Source organism: Streptococcus sp. 1F3, from assembly GCF_054968985.1.
In genome coordinates this window covers 1-18,170 of the sequence record NZ_JBUEQR010000117.1, presented here as the reverse complement: position 1 = coordinate 18,170, position 18,170 = coordinate 1, and the positions used below count along the sequence as shown (strand labels likewise).

11 protein-coding genes are annotated in these 18,170 nt (G+C 38.9%); 10 read left to right on the top strand and 1 reads right to left on the bottom strand.

Going from position 1 to position 18,170, the window contains the following annotated elements:
* The first annotated feature begins 390 nt into the window (after positions 1-390).
* The 9 genes from ACVPON_RS09945 (at position 391) to ACVPON_RS09905 (ending at position 13,781) form a co-directional block, all read left to right on the top strand.
* Positions 391-3,315 carry a DUF445 family protein gene (locus ACVPON_RS09945; protein ID WP_462878475.1) on the top strand — a complete coding sequence of 975 codons (2,925 nt, stop codon included), beginning with the start codon at positions 391-393 and terminating at the stop codon, positions 3,313-3,315.
* A 93-nt stretch (positions 3,316-3,408) separates the two neighbouring features.
* Positions 3,409-4,668, top strand: a complete 1,260-nt coding sequence (gene secY2, locus ACVPON_RS09940; protein WP_462878472.1) for an accessory Sec system protein translocase subunit SecY2 — start codon at positions 3,409-3,411, stop codon at positions 4,666-4,668.
* A 9-nt stretch (positions 4,669-4,677) separates the two neighbouring features.
* The gene (asp1, locus tag ACVPON_RS09935; protein WP_462878471.1) at positions 4,678-6,249 is read left to right on the top strand and encodes an accessory Sec system protein Asp1; all 1,572 of its coding nucleotides are present in this window, start codon (positions 4,678-4,680) and stop codon (positions 6,247-6,249) included.
* Positions 6,250-6,255: 6 nt separating this feature from the next.
* Positions 6,256-7,833, top strand: coding sequence for an accessory Sec system protein Asp2 (gene asp2 / locus ACVPON_RS09930; RefSeq protein WP_462878470.1), 1,578 nt, complete (start codon positions 6,256-6,258; stop codon positions 7,831-7,833).
* Positions 7,830-8,369: an accessory Sec system protein Asp3 gene (asp3, locus tag ACVPON_RS09925; RefSeq protein ID WP_462878469.1), complete on the top strand. Its 540-nt coding sequence runs from the start codon at positions 7,830-7,832 to the stop codon at positions 8,367-8,369. Before asp2 ends, asp3 begins: the two co-directional genes overlap by 4 nt.
* A gap of 19 nt (positions 8,370-8,388) precedes the next feature.
* On the top strand, positions 8,389-10,767 hold the full coding sequence (secA2, locus tag ACVPON_RS09920; RefSeq protein ID WP_462878474.1) for an accessory Sec system translocase SecA2: 2,379 nt from the start codon (positions 8,389-8,391) through the stop codon (positions 10,765-10,767).
* 11 nt (positions 10,768-10,778) lie between these two features.
* Positions 10,779-12,296, top strand: coding sequence for an accessory Sec system glycosyltransferase GtfA (gtfA, locus tag ACVPON_RS09915; protein ID WP_462878468.1), 1,518 nt, complete (start codon positions 10,779-10,781; stop codon positions 12,294-12,296).
* Entirely contained in the window at positions 12,280-13,590 is a 1,311-nt protein-coding gene (gene gtfB, locus ACVPON_RS09910) for an accessory Sec system glycosylation chaperone GtfB (RefSeq protein WP_462878467.1), read from the top strand. Before gtfA ends, gtfB begins: the two co-directional genes overlap by 17 nt.
* Positions 13,591-13,613: 23 nt before the next feature.
* Positions 13,614-13,781, top strand: a complete 168-nt coding sequence (locus ACVPON_RS09905; RefSeq protein WP_462878466.1) for a hypothetical protein — start codon at positions 13,614-13,616, stop codon at positions 13,779-13,781.
* 667 nt (positions 13,782-14,448) lie between these two features.
* Here the strand turns inward: ACVPON_RS09905 and ACVPON_RS09900 are convergent.
* On the bottom strand, positions 14,449-14,643 hold the full coding sequence (locus ACVPON_RS09900; RefSeq protein WP_462878465.1) for a hypothetical protein: 195 nt from the start codon (positions 14,641-14,643) through the stop codon (positions 14,449-14,451).
* A 974-nt stretch (positions 14,644-15,617) separates the two neighbouring features.
* On the opposite strand from ACVPON_RS09900, the gene ACVPON_RS09895 reads away from it, so the two are divergent.
* Positions 15,618-18,170 (top strand): MucBP domain-containing protein (locus ACVPON_RS09895; protein ID WP_462878464.1); only part of this gene is annotated, 2,553 nt, incomplete at its 3' end.

Here is an 18,170-nt window from a genome sequence, read left to right as displayed (position 1 = left end):
GAGTCAGTCTCTGAATCTATCTCAGAATCCGTAAGCGAATCAGTTTCTGAATCCATCAGTGAATCTGTAAGTGAGTCAGTATCAGAGTCTATCTCAGAATCCGTAAGTGAATCTGTATCAGAATCTGTAAGTGAGTCAGTATCAGAGTCTATCTCAGAATCTGTAAGCGAGTCAGTCTCTGAATCTATCTCAGAATCTGTAAGTGAGTCAGTATCAGAGTCCATCTCAGAATCTGTAAGTGAGTCAGTATCAGAGTCCATCTCAGAATCTGTAAGTGAATCTGTTTCAGAGTCTATCTCAGAATCCGTAAGCGAATCAGTTTCAGAGTCAGTATCAGAATCTGTAAGCGAGTCAGTATCAGAATCCATCTCAGAATCTGTAAGTGAGTCTGTGTCAGAATCTATCTCAGAATCCGTAAGCGAATCAGTGAGCGAATCTGTATCAGAGTCTATCTCAGAATCTGTAAGTGAATCTGTTTCAGAGTCTATCTCAGAATCCGTAAGCGAATCAGTTTCAGAGTCAGTTTCAGAATCAGTAAGCGAGTCAGTATCAGAGTCCATCTCAGAATCAGTAAGCGAGTCTGTGTCAGAGTCTATCTCAGAATCCGTAAGCGAATCAGTCTCTGAATCTATCTCAGAATCTGTAAGTGAGTCAGTATCAGAGTCTATCTCAGAATCTGTAAGCGAATCAGTTTCAGAGTCTATCTCAGAATCCGTAAGCGAATCAGTATCAGAGTCAGTTTCAGAATCAGTAAGCGAGTCTGTGTCAGAGTCTATCTCAGAATCTGTAAGCGAGTCTGTGTCAGAGTCTATCTCAGAATCTGTAAGTGAGTCAGTATCAGAGTCTATCTCAGAATCCGTAAGTGAATCTGTATCAGAGTCCATCTCAGAATCTGTAAGCGAGTCCGTATCAGAATCCATCTCAGAATCTGTAAGCGAGTCAGTATCAGAGTCCATCTCAGAATCTGTAAGTGAGTCTGTGTCAGAATCCATCTCAGAATCTGTAAGTGAATCCGTATCAGAATCCATCTCAGAATCTGTAAGCGAGTCAGTATCAGAGTCTATTTCAGAATCTGTAAGTGAGTCAGTATCAGAGTCTATCTCAGAATCTGTAAGTGAATCTGTATCAGAATCCATCTCAGAATCCGTAAGTGAGTCTGTGTCAGAATCTATTTCAGAATCAGTAAGTGAGTCTGTTTCAGAATCTATTTCAGAATCTATAAGCGAGTCTGTGTCAGAATCCATCTCAGAATCTGTAAGTGAGTCAGTATCAGAGTCTATCTCAGAATCTGTAAGCGAATCAGTATCCGAGTCCATCTCAGAATCTGTAAGCGAGTCGGTATCCGAGTCCATTTCAGAATCTGTAAGTGAGTCAGTATCAGAATCCATCTCAGAATCTGTAAGCGAGTCAGTCTCTGAGTCAATCTCAGAATCTGTAAGCGAGTCAGTCTCTGAGTCAATCTCAGAATCCGTAAGCGAATCAGTATCCGAGTCCATTTCAGAATCTGTAAGCGAGTCAGTATCAGAATCTATCTCAGAATCTGTAAGTGAATCTGTTTCAGAATCCATCAGTGAATCAGTGAGCGAATCTGTATCAGAATCCATCTCAGAATCTGTAAGTGAGTCTGTGTCAGAATCTGTAAGCGAGTCAGTATCAGAATCTATCTCAGAATCTGTAAGTGAATCTGTTTCAGAATCCATCAGTGAATCAGTGAGCGAATCTGTATCAGAATCCATCTCAGAATCCGTAAGCGAGTCTGTGTCTGAGTCCATCTCAGAATCCGTAAGTGAGTCAGTCTCAGAATCCATCTCAGAATCTGTAAGCGAGTCAGTATCCGAGTCCATCTCAGAATCTGTAAGCGAGTCAGTATCCGAGTCCATCTCAGAATCTGTAAGCGAGTCTGTATCAGAATCTGTAAGTGAGTCTGTGTCAGAATCCATCTCAGAATCTGTAAGTGAATCCGTATCCGAGTCCATTTCAGAATCTGTAAGCGAGTCCGTATCAGAATCAGTCTCTGAATCCATCTCAGAATCTGTAAGCGAGTCTGTATCAGAATCCATCTCAGAATCTGTAAGCGAGTCAGTATCAGAGTCCATCTCAGAATCTGTAAGTGAATCTGTTTCCGAGTCCATCTCAGAATCTGTCAGTGAGTCTGTTTCAGAATCCATCTCAGAATCTGTAAGTGAGTCTGTTTCAGAATCCATCTCAGAATCCGTAAGTGAGTCTGTATCAGAATCTGTAAGCGAGTCAGTATCAGAGTCTATCTCAGAATCCGTAAGTGAGTCTGTGTCAGAATCCATCTCAGAATCCGTAAGTGAGTCTGTTTCAGAATCCATCTCAGAATCCGTAAGTGAGTCTGTATCAGAATCCATCTCAGAATCTGTAAGCGAGTCAGTATCAGAGTCCATCTCAGAATCTGTAAGTGAATCTGTTTCAGAATCCATCAGTGAATCAGTGAGCGAATCTGTTTCCGAGTCCATCTCAGAATCCGTAAGCGAGTCAGTATCAGAGTCCATTTCAGAATCTGTAAGTGAGTCTGTTTCAGAATCCATCTCAGAATCTGTAAGCGAGTCTGTGTCAGAATCTATTTCAGAATCTGTAAGTGAGTCTGTGTCAGAATCCATCTCAGAATCAGTGAGCGAATCTGTATCAGAATCCATCTCAGAATCCGTAAGTGAGTCAGTATCAGAATCCATCTCAGAATCAGTGAGCGAGTCAGTATCAGAGTCTATCTCAGAATCTGTAAGTGAGTCTGTTTCAGAATCCATCTCAGAATCTGTAAGCGAGTCTGTGTCAGAATCTATTTCAGAATCTGTAAGTGAGTCTGTGTCAGAATCCATCTCAGAATCCGTAAGTGAATCCGTATCAGAGTCCATTTCAGAATCTGTAAGCGAATCTGTGTCAGAATCTATTTCAGAATCAGTGAGCGAATCTGTATCAGAATCCGTAAGTGAGTCAGTATCCGAGTCCATTTCAGAATCTGTAAGCGAGTCAGTATCCGAGTCTATCTCAGAATCTGTAAGTGAGTCTGTTTCAGAATCCATCTCAGAATCTGTAAGCGAATCTGTGTCAGAATCTGTAAGTGAGTCAGTATCAGAATCTATCTCAGAATCTGTAAGCGAGTCAGTATCAGAATCTATTTCAGAATCTGTAAGCGAATCTGTGTCAGAAACAGCGAGCGGACGACGTGAGCTTCGTCGCTTACCAAATACTGGAGAAAACAACTCATCAACAGCTGGTATTCTTGGAGCAGGTCTCTTCTTAGGAGCACTTTTCGCCAAAAAGAAAAAGAAAAAAGCAACTGATGAAGAATAAGTAAGCTAAATGGAATAGCCATTCTGTAAGAATGGCTATTTCCATGTTATAATAGAAAGCAAAGGACATGAAGGAAGTCAGGAGCTAAAAAACATGTTGGTAGAAATCAAAAAAAAATGGCAGCGTGCGCTAATTTTTCCTAAACTCATTTGGACCTTAATCATTATACTCATTTATATGTTTGGGAGAATGTTGCCGCTTACGACTGTCTCGGGCAATCAAGAAGCCTTGAAGCAGGTAGCAAATATTGATTTAGTCAATAATTTGGCCTCTGTAACAGGAGCAAACTTTAGCAATATGACGATGTTTACATTGGGATTGAGCCCATGGATGACGGGCATGATCATTTGGCGATTTTTCACTGTCTTTGGAATATTTAAACAAATTACAGGAGTTCAGTTACATCGTTATCGGATGTTATTGACGATAGTCATTGGAGGGATTCAGGCTTTCGGATTGACAAACAATGTACAATTTTCTATTTTTCAAGATTTAGGGGCAAGTGGGCTTTTTTGGGCTCGAGCCATCACAATCTTTCTCCTGATTGCAGGTTCCTTTGTCCTAACTTGGTTGGGAACGGTTAATAGCCGTAAGGGTCTAGGGGGGATGACGGTCATTATTTTGGTCAATATGATTCTCTCTTTCATAGAAAACATTCGTAAATATATAGAAAATGGATTTACCAATGAGATTGGGCAAAATTTGGCATTCTTTACTCTCTGTTGGTTTGTTCTTGTGGTGATAACTGTTATTTTTTACAGGGCAGAGTACCGAATCCCTATTAAACGAGTAGGAGTTAACAATTCCTACAATAAAGGAAGCTACCTTCCTATTCGTATTACACCAGCTGGGGCAATGCCCTTTATGTATGGTATGACCATGATGTTATTGCCTCCATATGTGATTAGTGCTCTATTGATCCTCTTTCCAGATAATCCAACCCTTCTCTTTTTAGCGACGAATATTGGGGTATCAAGAGTACCAGGTGTCCTCCTTTATATCGTATTGCTATATATCTTAGCCATTGGTTTTTCTTACTATAATTATGACGCCTTTGATATTGCTAAAAATATGCGGAACAATGGGGATTATATTGAAAAAATTCGACCAGGTGAAGAGACCAGAAAATATATCCAACGAAAAATCAATATTCTAGCACAATTTGGAGCTATTTTTGTGATTTTGATAGGTGGTTTGCCTCTCCTTGTGATTGTATTACAAAATGGTACAACAGAGAATGTCAGCTTGGCTTTGCTCATCAGTAACGTTTTTATTATTTCTAGTTTATTATTAGGGGTGATTGAGCAGGTTAACATGTTACAAAATTGGAAAAAATACAAGAATCTAATTTAGGAGCGACTTATGTTTTATTTTATTCCGGCTTGGTATAATCAAGAGCGACCATGGTACGATGATACCCCTTTCTGGTTTCGTGTTTTTGAACGGATGACCTTTGATGATACTGTGAATCAGGTTAAGATGTTTCAAAACACAAAAGAACCCTCTTGCTTATTGATTTTAAATTATCAACCGCAGTTACGGTATTTTTTGCACAAGCAGGATTTACTAGGGGTAGATTATTGGTCTTTTTTCGATGATGTGCAGAATATCTCAGTACAATCAGTCAAGCCAATTTCGTTTAAGGAACTACAGTGGCCGAAAGGTACGCGCTTTTTGTACACGCCATTTGCTGTTGTCGCAAAAAGAGGGGATGTACTATTGGCTTATATCCATTTTGCCGAGAACGGTAACCTTTTCTCCGTTGATTTTCAAAAAGAGGGGCACTCTGATAAACAGTATTTCTTTGATGACAGAGGCTTTTTATCCAGTATTTTGTACCATCAAGAAGATGGGAGAAAGAGCCATCAAGACTATCTAAACCCAAATGGTGTCTGGCAGATTCGTGAGCATCTATCAGCTGAACGTTCTGAAATTGAGGTCAATCGCTTTTCAGATCATCAGTTTCAAAAGTATTTGTATAAAAATTGGGAAGAATTACTGCTAGAGCGCTTATCTGTACTAAAACAAAAACAAATGACACCGAATGATGTTGTCCTCATTGCCAGCCATATCCAGCATAATGACCTGCTGCTAGAAAGTTTTAGCGAACAACAGAAGGTATTCTCTTTCTTTGCAGATCGTTATGATGTCAGCAACCTACCTTTATTATCATCCATTGCCCAAGCTGCTGACTTATTGGTTGTGGACACCGAAAAGGAAGAAAAGCGTTTGCTTGAATCATTGCGCACCCTCCAAAAAGATGATGTGGCAGTTACACGGATTTCACCCTTTGACACACGATTACGGCTAGGACACAGTCAAATGGTCAAAGAGTTAATCATCTATTTTTATATTGATACCATTGCTCAGGACTTGTTAGAGGCTAGCCTTTTATCAATTTTAGAGATGATGGATCAAAATCCATTGATTGCATTAAAAGTTGTTACCTTTAACCGTCAATTTCCCCTGTCCCAATTAAAAGAATGGGTGTGCAGCCAAATTGAAAACCGATTTGAGCAGGAGCATTTCTATGTTCTGGCAGAGGATACAGGAGAAAATCAGCTAGAAGAAGATCAAGAATTAGAGCTGAGCCGAATGGACTTTGATTGTTTTAGTGATGAAAATCAAATCATTGAGGCATTAGATACAGCCCGTCTAGTGTTAGATTTGGGAGAAGAGCCGGATCTTTATACGCAAATTGCAAGTATCAGTGCTGGAATCCCACAAATTCATCGTGTAGAAACGGATTATGTCAGCCACAAGCAAAATGGCTGGGTTTTGGAGAGTAGTGACGATTTGCAAACGGCCATTCATCATTATTTTGATGGCTTGGCCAACTGGAATGCTTCTTTGGTCTATGCGATACAAAAAATGGCAGACTATACTAGTGGACGTATCTTGGCGCAATGGAAAGACTTACTAGAAAAGGACTAATCGTATATGAAGATTTTACAAATTGGGCAGGCTGATTGGGCTGAAGAGGTTGAACGCTTTCCAGAGGATTTAGAATGGCTATTTAGTCGATCAGAAGATATTCCCCACTTTTTAGAAGAGCAGAAAGAATTAGCCTTAGCGAAGCTTCCAAAAGCGAAAGAAGGAGAGGAGCCTCCAAAAGTTCGCCTACGTTTTGATGCGGTTTTCATCACAGATGAGACGAAAGAAGCAGACCTAGAGCCTTTAATGAATATGATTGAGGCTTATGGGCTATATCATCTTTCTGGTTTGAATTTAAAAAGTGAACAGCCACACGGCATCTTTCGACGCAAAGTGTTGCGTGAATTAGAAGTAGCTGGAACGAAAGAGGACATTGTAAATTTTCTCCATTTGACCTTATTTAGTAGTCAATACGGGGCAAAACTAAAACTACCTGAAATTGATGTGAATCCGCAGTTTACAGGAAAAGTAAGGTATGAGGGGCATGTGTCTGTTAGTTTTGACGGTCATTTTGGAGAGGATTTTGAGCCCCTGTTTTCCTTTCGTTACAATCTTAGTACTTTCTCAGTTGCCTTGGAATTATGGCTGGAGTATATTAAAGTACTAGGAAATACTCATATCCGCTTAGAGTTAACCCCCATGCGGCGTGGGAGTATTTATGATATGATGGAGCCTATCTTACTAAGCGAGAAAGATCTGGAAGAGCCCTATATTTTAGCTCCGGACGAAGAGGCTGGTTTTTATGCGGTAACAGTATATGCTAAGGGAAGCGGAAAACTAAGTTTTGGTCCCCTGCACTGGCGGTATTCAAGAATGGGACTAGGTCGTTTTGTACTAGGAGGCGAACGCTATAATGACGAAAAGCGCCAAGAATTTATCTATTATTTCAATCCTGGTGATATGAAGCCCCCTATGAATGTATATTTTTCTGGTTTTCGATCAGCTGAAGGCTTTGAAGGATTTGGAATTATGAAGTCACTCAAGGCTCCTTTCATGCTGATTGGAGATCCTCGCTTAGAAGGGGGTGGTTTTTATAGTGGTACTGAGAACTTGGAGAGAGCCATCCAGGCTGCTATTCAGGAATCCTTGGATTATTTAGGTTTCACTTCTTCTGATTTGATTCTCTCTGGGCTATCAATGGGAACCTTTGGGGCGCTCTATTATGCTTCTCATTTTAATCCCTATGGAGTTATCGTTGGAAAACCCTTTACCAATGTCGGAGATACAGTAGCAGGGATGAAATTAAAACGACCAGATGAATTTGAAACCAGTGCGGATGTCTTATTAAATATTACTGGTGGGAGTCAGGAAGAGCATATCGAACAGCTAAATCAAAAATTCTGGGATACCTTTTCCCAGTCTGATTTTCCTCACACCAATTTTGCGATTGCTTATATGGAAAATGATGATTATGATGGCCAAGCTGCCCATCGCCTGATTGAGCATCTTTCAGATAAACAGGCTCATATTTATACGAAAGGCTATGAAGGTCGGCACAATGACAATAGTAGTGCAATCAATAAGTGGTTTATGAGACAATATGTGAACTTACTAGAAAAAGGATATGGAAGGAAGTATTCATGATAAAGAACTTACTAGCTACCATTCATTGGCAAGAGGTACATAGCGGTTCAGCTTATTTATATGGTTCTTTGATTGACTTTTCAGGCGAGTCCGTCTTGTTTCAAAATCCTCGACTCGCTTCGGGGAAGCCTATTGTGAAATTTATATCCAAGACGCATTATCAGGGAAACAGACGCAGCCCAGATTTACCTTTGCTGATACCGAATCAGACATACTTTTTGGAACGGGATATAAGCACAAAGCCAGCAGGACGGATTTTTACCCAGCTTGATTTTTTCAATCGTCAAAACGAAAAGATTTTGTCCAAGGTATTGAGACAAGGGGAAGAAAAATTTACCTGTCCATCTGATACCTTTTCCTACACCATTTCCATTTTTAGTGCGGGTTGTACGGAATTTTGCTTTAAAGAAATGCGTTTATACCAAGAAGGGCAGCCGATGGAGGTAAAGGGGAAAGCCCCATTACAAAGGCAGTATACAGAAAAGCAACTGCCAGAAGAACTCCAATTTGTCAAATCCTTGATTCAAATAGTATAATGAGGAAGTGAATGTGTCAATAAAAGAAAAAAATTCATTCATCAATCGGATGAAATTACGAGAATTAAGACGAACTCTAAACAAAATCAACGCGCTTGCTCCGACAATGAGCCACTTATCAGACGATGCCTTGGCTGCAAAGACGCAGGAATTTCGCCAACGCCTGCAAAATGGAGAAAGTTTAGATAGCCTAACTGTAGAAGCTTTTGCAGTAATGCGGGAAGCAGATAAGCGAATCTTAGGGATGTTTCCGTTTGATGTTCAGGTATTAGGTGGTTTAGCCTTGCATCAAGGTTATATTGCTGAGATGAAAACTGGAGAAGGAAAAACCTTGACTGCAACGCTTCCTCTTTATCTCAATGCCTTACTAGGAAAAGGAGCTATCTTGGTTACGACAAACGAATATTTAGCACGTCGTGATGCCGAGGAAATGGGACAGGTCTACCGTTTTATGGGGCTGACTGTCGGAATAGGTGTATTTGAAGAAGGTGAAGAGGTGGATGTTGAAATAAAACGTGCTGTCTATGATGCCGATATCACCTATACGACCAGTACTGCCCTTGGATTTGACTACTTAGCTGAGAACTTAGCAGCTGATAAAAAAGATAAATTTCTGCGACCATTTCATTATGTGATTGTTGATGAGGCAGATGCTGTTTTATTAGATAGTGCACAAACACCTTTAATCATTTCTGGCTCCCCTCGGGTTCAATCAAATCTTTATGATGTATCCAATCAGTTTGTCTTGACACTTCAAAAAGATGAAGAGTATCATGTGAATCAAGAAGAAAAAATAGTGTATCTGACTGAAAAAGGAAGCCGATATGCAGAAGAATTTTTTAATATTGCAGATCTTTATGAAGATCGGTACTTTGAACTCAATCGCCACATCAATCTAGCACTCCGTGCCCAACATCTCCATCAAAAAGATGTGGATTATGTCGTAATGGATGATGAAGTGCAACTGTTGGATAATCGCACAGGACGGATTTTAAAAGGGACTCGTTTGCAATCGGGTATCCATCAAGCGATTGAAACAAAAGAAGGTGTTAAAAAGACCAAGGATTCACGCTCGATGGCTTCGGTCACCTATCAAAGTTTGTTTAATATGTTTCCAAGGCTAGCGGGAATGACGGGAACTGGAAAGTTGGCAGAAGATGAATTGATTTCCACCTATCGTGTTTCTGTCATGGTGATTCCCACAAATACTCCTATTAAACGGATTGATTATCCAGATAAGGTGTATGTTACCTTGCCAGAAAAACTTCATGCTACGCTTTCTTATGTCAAGGAACTGCATGAAAAAGGGCAACCAGTCCTATTGATTTCAGGAACGGTAGATATTGCAGAAATTTATTCCCGCATGCTCTTACAAGAAGGGATTCCTCATAGCGTATTAACTGCAAAAAATACAGCAAAAGAGGCACTCATTATCAAAGAAGCAGGCCGTAAAGGAACGGTGACCGTAGCGACCTCTTTAGCTGGTCGTGGAACGGATATTAAGCTAGGAGAAGGAGTTGCTGAACTAGGAGGTTTGGCTGTGGTTGGAACGGAACGTATGCCAAATAGTCGAATTGATTGGCAGTTACGAGGTCGTGCAGGTCGACAGGGAGATCCCGGGCTCAGTCAATTCTTTGTTTCTTTGGAAGATGAATTGTTGATTCAGCATGGTGGAAAATGGGTTAATAACTATTTTGAGAAGCAGAATCATGCTGAGCGTTCGAATTATGGTCAGCCATTAAAAGGACGCAGATACCAGAGAATCATCCGTCTTGCTCAGACCAAAAGTGAAGATAAGGCGATGACTGCGCGTGACTCAACAGTACGCTTTGATGAGACTCTACGTGTGCAACGAAATAAAATTTATGCCCTTCGAGACGAACTGATTTATGAAGATACCTTACTTAGTACTCAGGTTGACCGTATTTTTGAAGAGGCAATTGATGACTACCTGCACCAACATCCTAAGCTAACTTTAGAAGAGTTTCGGCGGTACATTTTAGAAAACTATAGCTATCACCCTCAGCATCTTTCAGAGCAGGACCTGGCGTCCTTGCAAAACTTAAAAAAGTACTTATGGATCTTGTATCAAGAAGAACTGCAGAACAAGCGTGAAGTCCTGAAAACAGACGAACAGTTTGCTGAATTTTTACGCTTGTCGGTATTACGCGCAATTGATACTTGTTGGATTGAGCAAGTTGATAACCTGCAACAATTGAAGAGTTTTGTAGTCATGCGACAGATCGGTCAGCGTGATTCTATCACAGAATATTACCGAGAGTCCCTACTTTCTTATGAACAAATGAGAATGAGTGTAAAACATTTGATTGTAAGGAATGTAATGTTGAGCAGTATTGAAGGAAATAGTAAAGACGGCTATTCAATTTATTTTGTATAAAGAGAGAAAGTATGACAGTTTATAATATCAATTTGGGAATTGGTTGGGCAAGTAGTGGTGTAGAATATGCCCAGGCGTATCGGGCTACAGTCCTTAGAGAATTAGATATCCCAGCTAAATTCATTTTTACAGATATGTTCCAATCTGAAAATCTCCAACATTTTACCAGCAATATTGGCTTTCAAGATGAAGAAATTATTTGGTTGTATGGCTTTTTTACAGATGTAAAAGTGGCTCCAACCACTTATACACGTACCCAGCTGGAGGCGACCTTTGGGCGACCGATTAAAAAAATAGAGACTGGTCACCAATTAGTTCGCTATCATTTTGAAGGTCAAGATTTATATGTGAATGCAGCTCTTTGTGGCGAAGAAGAACAGTATGTTCAACGGGTTGAATATGTAGCAAAAGGAAAATTACTTCGCAAGGATTATTATAGCTACACTAAAATTTTCAGCGAATACTATATGCCACAAGGTGATACTCCCCAACTATCTCAGCGTAGTTTCTTTAATGAAGATGGTAGTGTGGCATATGAGGAAATTCAACAAGGAAAATCAAGCATTTTCTGTTTTAAAGACCGTATTTGTCAGTCAAAAGAAGACCTTATAGCCTATATGCTAGAAAGTTTGAACTTGACATCAACAGATATCCTGCTTCTCGATCGTTCAACGGGTATTGGTCAAGCAGTGTTACAATATCGTGGTGCTGCAAGATTAGGTGTCGTTATTCATGCAGAACATTTCAGTGTTGCAGGAACGGATGAACACAATATTCTTTGGAATAACTATTATGAGTACCAATTTACTAATGCAGATAAGATTGACGTTTTTATAGTGTCAACGCAACGGCAAAAAGAAGTTTTAGAACAACAGTTCCAAACCTATACCTCCCATAAACCAAAGATTTATGTCATTCCAGTTGGGAGCCTGGAGGAATTACGTCAGCCAGAAATGGAAAGAAAACGTTATGCGATGATAACAGGATCTCGCTTAGCAAGTGAAAAGCATATTGATTGGCTCGTTCAAGCAGTGATTTTAGCACGTAAAACGTTACCAGAACTCACTTTTGATATTTATGGTGAGGGCGGTGAACGCAGTAAGTTAACGCAAATTATTCAAGATAATCATGCGGAGGACTACATTCAGCTCAAGGGGCACCAGAATCTATCAGAGATTTATAAAGACTATGAACTGTATTTGACTGCTTCAACGAGTGAAGGCTTTGGCCTAACCTTGATGGAGGCAGTAGGGTCTGGTTTGCCCCTAATTGGACTGGATGTGCCCTATGGTAATCAGACTTTTGTTGAAGATGGGATAAATGGCTATTTGATCAAACGTCAAGAGCCAGATGATAGTCAGCAAATGTCCCTAGCCTTTGCAGAGAGAATTTGCCGGTATTACAGTGAAATGAATCAAGAGCAGGCACATGTTGCATCTTATCGAGTGGCGGAGCGTTTCTTGCATCAACATTTGGAGGAAGTATGGACACAGTTTGTAAAGGAGATGACAGATGATAGCATTATTTGATTGGTTAAGTCTTGCGACACGTGACTTATATGCTTCTCTTAAAGCAGCAGGTTTTACTGGCCTCGGAGTTGTGGTCAATGATGATGGCTGTCTGCCAGAAGGGCTTACTTCTCCTTATTCTTTCTTTTGTGGAATGGAAGAAGGAGACACCCTTCCTCGCTATTTTAACCAAGTAATGGTACCTGATTTTTGGCAAATTACAGGAACCAACACACAGGGTGAAATCTGGAATTTTGACGAAAAGAAAGCAAACATCTATTACCATGAACCAAAGCATCTGCGTCTTGTAAAAGATGTTGATTGGCTATCAGCAAATCAAAAGGTGTATCGGACAGATCATTATAACCAATATGGCTGGTTGTATGCCAAGAGTTACTTGAATGAAGAAGAACAAGTTATTTACAAAAAGTATTATCGAGAATCTGGACAGGAAGTAATTGTAGAAAACCTTCAAACTGGTCTTATTTTTCTCTATTGGAAAGAAAAAGTTCATACCTTTGAAAGCCGTTCAGACTTCTTCTTGTTTTACTTTAAGGAGGCAGGCTTAGATACTTCAGCCATTTGGTATAATTCGCTTTCTACGCCATTTGTTATCTCTTACTATTTGGATGAAGAAGGAGATGATATTCTATTTTGGCAAGAGAAAATTGGCGATCAAGTTCCGGGAAATATGCAGTTGATTTTATCAGGAGCTGCAAAACGAACCAAGCGGATTATCGTGCAGGATAAAGAAAGCTATGATAAGCTACTCCAAATGCTCTCGCCAGAACAGCAACAAAAATTGAGTTATTTAGGCTATATTTACCCAAGTCAATCAGAGAATCACAACCAAAAAGAGATTCTAATTCTGACCAACTCAGATCAGTTAGAGGGCTTACAGACTCTTGTTTCTCACTTATATGATTTCAACTTCCATATCGCTGCACTGACAGAGATGTCCCAGAAGTTGACAGCCTATGGTGACCTGCCACAGGTTACTCTTTATCCGAATGTAGCACCGCAGCAGGTAGAAAAATTGTTGCAAAGATGTGATATTTATTTAGATATCAATCATGGTAGTGAGATTCTATCAGCGGTGAGACAAGCATTTGAACATAATCTTTTGATTGCAGGTTTTGAAAATACCTTGCATAACCCTGGATTTGTGTTAACAGAAGCGATTTTCTCTGCTGAAGAATCAGAAAGATTAGCGCTATGGCTACAGGACCAATCGAATCTAAAGGATTCAGCCAAGAGGCAGCGTAAGGAAAGTGGTCAAGAATTGGTGGAGAATTATCAGGACTTGTTTGTCTAAAAGTCGAGAATGGAGGCAATAGTATGACGAAAAGAAATGAGCTACTAGAAAACGATATTCAAGAACGAATCAATGAAGCTCGCTATGAAAAGAGTGAGAAAGAAAAGAGCAAGCAGTCCCTGTTTTACTTAATAGTTGTTGTATTGGTAACACTCTCTGTCTTATTTCCCCTGCTTCGCTATTTATTATAATATTAGCGGTTGGAGTTTTCCTTTGTTTGGTCCAAGAAAGGGATATTGCCAAATCTGAGTTGGCTTAGGCTTGTACAATCCTAAAATAGTCATTTAACTGAAAAGAACCACTTATAATGAATCGTCTAAAACATTAGATGCTATTCATTAAGGAGGTTCTTTTCTATATCATTGAACAACGTATACTCATTTCGTTTACCTTTTATTACTTCGACGATTGTGGAAACTCTGTTTCTCTATTTCCAATTTCCAATCATCTGGAAGAGGATTGGAACTCGCTTTGCTGTACTCTACGATTGTTACTGACTATTGTCAGTATGATTTCCAACCTTCAACAGTCATTAGACTGTTGAAGCAGCCTGCAGCTCCTTGCCTAGTACTAAAAGTAAACGAAACAACTATACTACTCTGTAAAAATCAAAAATAGGTAACCATCCCATAACAAGCCATCTCTTCCACCTCTCAATTCTCCAGTATACTGTTAGAAAAAACAAAAGTGGAAGATATTTTAATGATACCCCCTGGTCTTTGGTAGTTTCTTAATCTTGTCACTTTGACTTAAAAAACAGTCTTAGATGGAAGTGTTGAACTGTGAATACCGGTTCTAAGATATAGAAAAAAGTGGTTTTCAACTAAAGGTTGATAACCACTTTTTAAAGAGTATTAATCAAGTTACCCCAAATAATAGTAACTTTACTGTCGATATCTGGATAGAGAATTTTTCCAAAATCTTTTGTTTTGGCTGTTTGACAATCCTCTGGGGACTATTTGGAGCGACAATACCAATGGGTTCCTTAGGAGAATATTTGCCAGTGACCATGACATTGATTTTAATAATATCTTCAGCAGTTAGATATTTCATCTATTCACTAATTTTTTCAAAAGTTCATCGTATTGATTCATGGCTTTTCTAGTTTTTATCAAAATTACATTTTGGTTCAGCTTTCCGAATGATGACATTATTTCCCGAAGTCACAAATTCAATTTCGTCTCTAAGATCCTCTTTCATTTTATTTGGGATTGTAATGACCGTACTATTTCCTGTTTTCCTCAAGATAACATTCCACCTCCTTTTTTGTAGACACATTAATTACATAAGCTTCGAAAAGAGATTTTTGATAATCCATTATTTGTAGAATTGGGTTATAGGTAAAGAAAATGAGTTTAGAAACTATAATTTAATTGTTTTTTGCCTACATTTGATTTTTAAAATCCAAAGCCAGATCCTGAGAAAGCTCGTAAAGTTTCACAATTTAGTAAACGTTAATCAAAACGATACTATCAATGTTTCAAAGCACTCAAGAGCTTATCTCGGTTGAATAAAAAATCAGATTTCTTCACTTTATTTTGACGAATTGCCAATATTCTGTTCAAGTGTTGAACAGGCGATAGGAAGGTATTACAATGGAAATTATAATCAGATGTCAAAAAGTGGTTATCTATGCAATCAACTGGTGATTTCAGTGAGTGTAAGGTAGATTGTCCTTGTGGCACCCGTAGTTTCTGGGTGGTTTGGTTTGATATAAAGGAGGTCGAAATACAATTGGTTCTACTATTGCTAGTAGGGCTACCTCAAGAGAGCGATTTTAAATCGTCTAAAGAAAGAATGCTTTAGTAACTGAGGTTTCTAATCTTCTATATGAAGGAGTATGGCTACAAACAAACGGATTATGGAAGGAGAAATAAAGATGCCCACCTATTTATATGAGTTGTGTCAAATTAGTTGACAAAAGTTTTGGGGGAGAGGGGGGATCATTATTGGTGTAACATAGGTTTTGACGATTTTTTGATAGAGGACGTCTGATTTGTGTATAAAAAATAAAGGAGTATTCGCTTTTGAAAAAGAATAACAGAAATAAGTTTGATTGGTATTCAATGAAACAACGTTTTGCACTTCGGAAATATCATTTTGGTTTAGCAAGCGTGTTCTTGGGTGCTATCTTATCAACTGGTATTGATACAGTTCAGGCAGAAGAGCCAGAGCGACCTGGATCTTCGTTGGAAATAGTTACTTCGGATGCAACTGTTTCGAAAGATAAGCTAGGTGCAGAGGAGATTTCGGATGCAACTGTTTCGAAAGATAAGCTAGGTGCAGAGGAGATTTCGGATACAACTGTTTCAAAAGATAAGCTAGATGCAGAGGAAATTTCGGATACAACGTTTGTTAGTGCTGAAGAGCATAATCTTATTGTTTCTCAAAGAAGAGCTTCTATAAAATATGAAGTAGTATATATTGAAGAACAAACAGGGGAAATTGTAACAAAAACTGTCCATTTATTCCCTATTGATACTTATGATGAAGTTGCCAAGACAACTATTTATGAGACAGTTAACCAATTACCCCAAGGCTATGAACTAGCTGATGGACAATTGCAAACAGTATCAAAAGAAATTATTGAAAAACAAGACAATATAATTGAGATAAAAGTCAAAAAAACTGGGGATACTAATGTGAATAGAAGTTTCCGTTCATCTTCAGAAGCTTCCTCAGAAACGTCAACTAGTAATTTAGTACCAGGAGAACTAAAAGAAGATGTAGCAAATAACACTTCTTTACAAGGTTTTACAGGAAAAATTATTGAAAAAGAAGTTACCACACCAACAACATCTCCAGAAACAGCATCAGAAATTACTGGTAAGCTAGTGGATAAAGAAGTTGGTGCTCTAGTAACCCCGAACATGAACGATGAAAATGGTGCAAAAATTACACCATCTGAATATCCAGCTGACAGACTTGCTGGGTTTAATCCAGATCCAACGCCCGGATATCAAACGATAGGTATCATTGATCTGATACCGTTTAGACCAGATGGACCATTTAAGGATGCTTTTAAAGAAGATGGGGAATTCGGAAATTATTATGTCACATTGTCTACTCTAAGAACAGCTGACGAAAATAAAAGCGTTGTTATTCGCGTTGTAGATAAGGATACACAAAAAGAGTATTCAAGAATGGTATTGAATAAAGAGGAGACACCTGTATCTATTAACAATGCTGACGATGTTAAACAATTTAGACTGCAACTTCCATCAATCATTTCTAAACAAAGTAATGTTCAGTTCTGGATGGAAGCTAGCTATGCTACTGTGGAGTCTGATTTTGCTATTTCAAGAGATCTGGTTGTTTTTCGTTCATATGCATTAAATCCGTCAACACATGTCGAGGGTAAATATGAATTATTGGCGGCAGATCAATTTGCAATAAGAAATGCACATCGTCAAGATTTTGAAGTCCCACGTTTAGTGACAAATGTTGTTCAATATAGAGAAGAAGGAACAAACAAGCTGTTAGCTAAGTATGAGATTACTGGTAAAGAAGGAGATTCGTTCGAAGGCTCCCATAAACGTGAGATTGAAGGCTATGAATATGTTTCTGGAGAACCACAAGATGGTACATTGAGACGGCCATTTATAGTAGGTGGACAAAGGGTTTATAAAGATAATGATCCAAAGGGACCAAATAGTCGTGTGCATACTATTGTTAATGAACAAGGTGATGTTGTTATACAGATTTTAGGTTGGTCTATTTTGAAAGACGGTGTGCCAACTTTTGTTTCCCAAATAGAGCATCCAGAGGGAGAATGGCGAGTATTATTTACTAGTGAAGCTATATCACCAGGTCAAAGATCAAAAACTGGAAACATAAGACAAGGAACAACCTTCCAGCTAGTAACTTCTCCTGCCGATCCAAATGTTTCTGTGAAGAGAGTTAATTTTTCACTTCTTAACCCATTAACACCGGGAATGAAAGAAACAGTCTATTATTATCGTAAACAAGGTACAGTTTCAGTAAATTACTACGACAAACAAGGTAATCCTATAAAAGATCCACAAATAGTTTCTCAAAAAGAACCTATTGCTACAAGCTACGATACAACGACTGACACATACAAGCCAAATAGAATCGTATTTAATGGTGCTACTTATCGCTTTGTTGAGCATAAAGCAGATTCTGATACACCAACCGGTGTGACAGAAGCGAATAAGGACAAATTAGTAACATACATTTATGAAGTTGTAAAAGGCGATGTTCTAGTTAAATATGTTGATCAGAATGGAGCAGAGATTAAAGAATCTGTTAAAGATATGGATCAAGCTTCAACAGGAACAGATTATAACACTCATGAAGATAATCGTCCAATGACAATTGAAAAAAATGGCAAAATATATGAATTAGTGTCAGCTGGAGATTATGCAGTAGGAAATGTTGATCAGAATGGTCGCTTAACAACATCAGGTTCCGAAATAGGAAAAGTAGTAGAAGGCACAACAGAAGTGACGTATGTGTATAAGGAAAAACCAAAAGGTAGCGTCGTTGTTCACTACAAGGATACCAATGGTAATACCATTAAAGATGACTACACTGATACAAGTGACACACCAGTAGGT